We start from the raw sequence: 2662 nt of genomic DNA, 5'->3' as shown, positions 1-2662 counted from the left end.
CTGCCATCCTGCACCTGCGTGCTGCGGCTGCGGCGGCGGGCACAATCAGAGCCGAACCGAAACCGAGCAGCAGGCTGAAAGCCAGCGTGCCCAAATGCAAACGACAGCCTGAATGGGGTTTCGGGCTGCCTTTAATCTGCATTATGGAATCATGATTAGCCATACGGGTTTTCTGTTTTTTGCTTTTCTTCTTTAAACCATTGTTCAAAAATATTACCCGGTGTTAAATCATCTCTATGCGAGAAAAATTTTTCATATGAATAATTAGCGGATGCTTTCTGATTTACATTGTCATATATGAGTTTCAACTGAGTTGGAATTTCCTGATGATTCTCGGCAAAGACAGAGCATAGTTCCGAATAATCTTCCATTCCAAGATTAAGAAACTGCCATTGAATCTCTTTTGTATTAAAAGACTCCTTTCTCATAATTTTATTACCCACTTTAAAAAAAGCATCAAAAGACAATACGTTTCTTTCCCTTGCACCATATATATAGACAGCGGTAACCCCCTCTCCTGAAAATTCAAGTGCCAAGCTAAGCATACGTTCTTGTATTTCTGATATCTTATCTTCAAATTTCATTTTTACTTTCCTGTGTTGTAAATCTTTTCAACTTTTTTAATGCCATCAATTTCATATTGAATAACAAAATGATCTGGCCTTAAACTATTTCCCTTGTATTGTATATCAACATTTACCGTTACGCGTTTCTTTTCCATTAATGCATTTGCCCATTCATTTTCTAGAATTTTATAATTGCTTAAATTAACTCCGCTAAGCTGGGATACCAGATTATCCAACTTTGGAGACCCGCCAAATCTATCTCCCGCCAAATGACCAGCATGATCACCACTGAGTTTTCCCGGAGTATTAGGGTTATGATGAAGCCTGTCGGAACGTTTGGTTAACTGAAGCTCTTGTGCTTCCCATGTTTTTAACCGCCCAAGATGATCAGTTTGGTATATATATTCAAACTCTCCGGCTTGATATGTTACATTTGGTTTTAGTTTTCCTTTCTGATCAAAATGCGATCCGTCTTTGATAATTGTATCAGACGAAATAGTTTGGGTGCTATTCTGAAGTTTCGAGTTATTCGTGTTCAAGCGGTTATTGCGGGCGGGAGGCTGTTTGTTGTGCACATTTTCTTCCAGACGCCCGATTCCGCCCTGCTTGCCAAAGGTCTGATCATATACCGCATTCCCTTGTCCGACTTTCTCCGCAACATTGCCTACCGCTTTGTCAAACCTCTCTCCCGCCGTGCCGCCTTTGGGTGGCGAAGATTCGGGCTGCCCGCTTCCTTTGGCTGATGTGCTGCCTTTGCCGGTTGCGCCGGATTTGGTGCCGCCCTTGCCGTGCGCACGGCTTTCCATTGGAAGAGACGGGCTTTCAGGCTGCACTCTGTGCGGCAATCCGATACCCTCCGGTGTGGCCAGTCCGCATTGCGCACCATGGCAGAAATTGTCAAAGCCTTCCTTTATTTTTTGAAGCTCTTGCTTCCCGTTGTCTGCGACTTTTCGCGCAAACCCTCCCGCTTTCGCCAACCAAATTCCCGCCTACATAGCGAACCCCTTTACTGATGATTTCTCCACCGTGTTTTGCAGCTTTTCCGGGAACGATAAAACCGCCTACATTGGCTGTAGCCGTTTCCATGTCATCGACCGCATCACCCAAATTGCCATTGGCAACAGCATGTCCGAAATTGCTGCTATGCCGTTTGAACAGGCTCCATTCGTGCCGGATGGCTGTACCGGCAGAATCGATTACTTTATCCCGCTCCTCTTGGTTGGTAGCCAACTGTTCCAGCTTATTCCAGACCCGATCCGGATTTTGAATGACGTACTTCCCTCCGTTCCATAATCCTTCACCGAGACCGATAATGCCTTCTCCGGTATCAATCAAGATACGATCGGCAACGCGTATGTCAAATGGGGCACTGAAGACTTTCTCAACTGCCCGCTCAGTAAATGGTTTGTCCGGCTGTTGGCCATCAGCTACCTGCTGGGGGAGATTGCCGAGACGGGGCGATTTTCCTACTGAGAAAGCGCCACGAAGGGTGTACCAAAAATCGGACGGACGTAACAGGCTCTTACGCTGATTGGTGTGGTTAAATGAAATGCCGTCGAGATAATGGGTGATATCGGCAGCTTTTTGACGGTCACTCTCCAAATAGGCAATATCGGTCATATTTTCCCAAATGATAAAGTGCCGGCTGCTGTAACCTTCTTTGCCGATCCAATCGGGGAGAACGGTAACGACCGGTAAGTTTTTTGCATCGTCTCCTGCTTGGTTAGGTGAAATAGAATCGGTTTGTGTAACAGGCTCAAGTTGAGCCCATTTTCTTCTGGGTGGATACTGCCTGCTTGCATAAAGCGGCGCATATTCTTCACTGGTGACATATTGCAAGCCTTCACGTATTTCAACTTTTTTCGCGGCGCACGCAGGATCTTGGTCGCCTCCGCGTTGGCATTGCAGTATCAAATCATTGCGGTTTTTTGCGCTGCGCATACGGGCGTCTGCAAATGTTTCATCCAGACATTTTTTATCGCCTATCGCGCATTGTTCCAATCTTCTTTCAAACTCGATGGTTTCTTCTTTGCTCAGATAGTTATTCTCCACCGCATTCTGTCCGACCGTCCCGGCAACTTGCGCATCAAACAACG

Annotated in this window: 3 protein-coding genes; all 3 read right to left on the bottom strand. The window is 46.0% G+C overall.

Going from position 1 to position 2662, the window contains the following annotated elements:
• Positions 1-155: 155 nt before the first annotated feature.
• On the bottom strand, positions 156-584 hold the full coding sequence (locus tag HMPREF3139_RS08955; RefSeq protein ID WP_070461644.1) for a hypothetical protein: 429 nt from the start codon (positions 582-584) through the stop codon (positions 156-158).
• A gap of 2 nt (positions 585-586) precedes the next feature.
• Positions 587-1543: a DNA/RNA non-specific endonuclease gene (locus HMPREF3139_RS11115; RefSeq protein ID WP_283127018.1), complete on the bottom strand. Its 957-nt coding sequence runs from the start codon at positions 1541-1543 to the stop codon at positions 587-589.
• On the bottom strand, positions 1464-2662 hold a 1199-nt coding region (locus HMPREF3139_RS08945; RefSeq protein ID WP_168160497.1), incomplete at its 5' end, for a VENN motif pre-toxin domain-containing protein. The genes HMPREF3139_RS11115 and HMPREF3139_RS08945, both read right to left, overlap by 80 nt.

The organism is Neisseria sp. HMSC15G01, from assembly GCF_001808255.1.
Taxonomy (GTDB): domain Bacteria; phylum Pseudomonadota; class Gammaproteobacteria; order Burkholderiales; family Neisseriaceae; genus Neisseria; species Neisseria subflava_A.
This window is presented reverse-complemented; position numbering and strand designations above follow the sequence as displayed.